Genomic DNA, 1,445 nt, shown 5'->3' with positions numbered 1-1,445 from the left:
GTGTACCGCACCCCAATTATTGGACACACCTTCATCCAAAAATTGGAGGTGCGTCATTTGAAAAAATTAACCCCGGAAGAAAAATTGGTTATCGTCCATAGGTATTTCAATGAACCTGTCAGCTATCGGGAATTAGAAAAAATCACAGGTATAGACAACTCCACCTTGCGCTATTGGGTTAAGTTATATGAGTATCATGGCTGCCAGGCATTCAATCATCCCTATACAAACTATCCACCCGCCTTTAAACTGGAGGTAGTTCAATGTATAGAGGATCGGAATTATTCCATTCGAGAGGCAGCGGCCCTCTTCCACATCCCTCACTTTTCCATGGCACGAAGATGGTTGAATAAATGGCGGGAAGGAGGTCCACTTGCCCTTGAAGATCAAGGAAAGGGGACGTCTATCATGCCAAAAAAGAAAAAGCCCGCCAAGGATCCGTCATTAGCTCACCTGGACCCTGAAACCAGGGAAGAACTGGAGCGACTGAGAATGGAGAATGCTTACTTAAAAAAGTTATCAGCCTTAGTTCAAAAGGACATCGCATCAGCCAAAAACAAAAAGCTCAAGTAATTTATGAACTAAGGCCTACCTTCTCCGTGAATGCATTAGCTGAAATCGCCCAAATTCCTCGCAGTACGTATTATGACATCATAGCCAAGAGGAAGCGACTGGATCCCGACCGTAAATGGAAAAGAAGAATTAGGGTCATTTATAAAGCGCATGACAAACGGTATGGCTATCGTCGTATTTCGGATACCTTAAACGCCAAAGGATATAAGATCAATCATAAGAAAGTCTTGCGCTTGATGCAGGAAATGGGTATTAAGAGCCTGGTGTCTCCCAAACAATATAAGTCGTATAAAGGAAAAGTGGGCGAGACAGCTGACAATCATTTAAACCGTGAATTTACAGCTGACAAACCGAATCAAAAATGGGTAACTGATATTACGGAAATTAAAATTTTGGGCGAAAAGCTCTACCTGTCTCCGATTCTGGATCTTTATAATGGCGAAATCGTAGCCTATAACGTAGCTTCACGCCAGCTTTTTTCCCTTGTGGAAGGAATGTTAGACAAAGCTCTGCCTTTATTACAGCCAGAGGACCAGCTCCTCTTACATTCCGACCAGGGATGGCATTATCAAATGAAACCATATCAAGAGACCTTAAAAGAGCATAACGTGACCCAAAGCATGTCCCGCAAAGGGAACTGCCACGACAACTCTGTAATGGAGAACTTCTTTGGCATCATGAAAAAGGAACTCTTATACTATAAAGACTTTACGAGTGTAGCCCATTTCAAGCAAGAACTCGATGAGTATATAGACTACTACAACAATGAACGAATGAAAGCCCGCCTTAAAACGAGTCCTGTACTTTATCGAAAAAAGCTGGAAGAAGCTGCTTAATAACATAGGCGTGTCCAATTTTCGGGGGTCAGTACA

1 protein-coding gene is annotated in these 1,445 nt (G+C 42.6%); it reads left to right on the top strand.

From position 1 onward, the window contains the following. The first annotated feature begins 57 nt into the window (after positions 1 to 57). A protein-coding gene (locus LF817_RS19955; RefSeq protein ID WP_253937564.1) for an IS3 family transposase occupies positions 58 to 1,409 on the top strand; the annotation gives its coding sequence in 2 pieces (ribosomal slippage) (positions 58 to 520 and positions 520 to 1,409; 1,353 coding nt in all). Positions 1,410 to 1,445: the final 36 nt, after the last annotated feature.

It is taken from the genome of Halobacillus sp. A1, from assembly GCF_024189295.1.
GTDB lineage: Bacteria > Bacillota > Bacilli > Bacillales > Halobacillaceae > Halobacillus_A.
The sequence above is the reverse complement of the archived record's forward strand: the minus strand, read 5'-3'. Positions and strand labels throughout refer to the sequence as shown.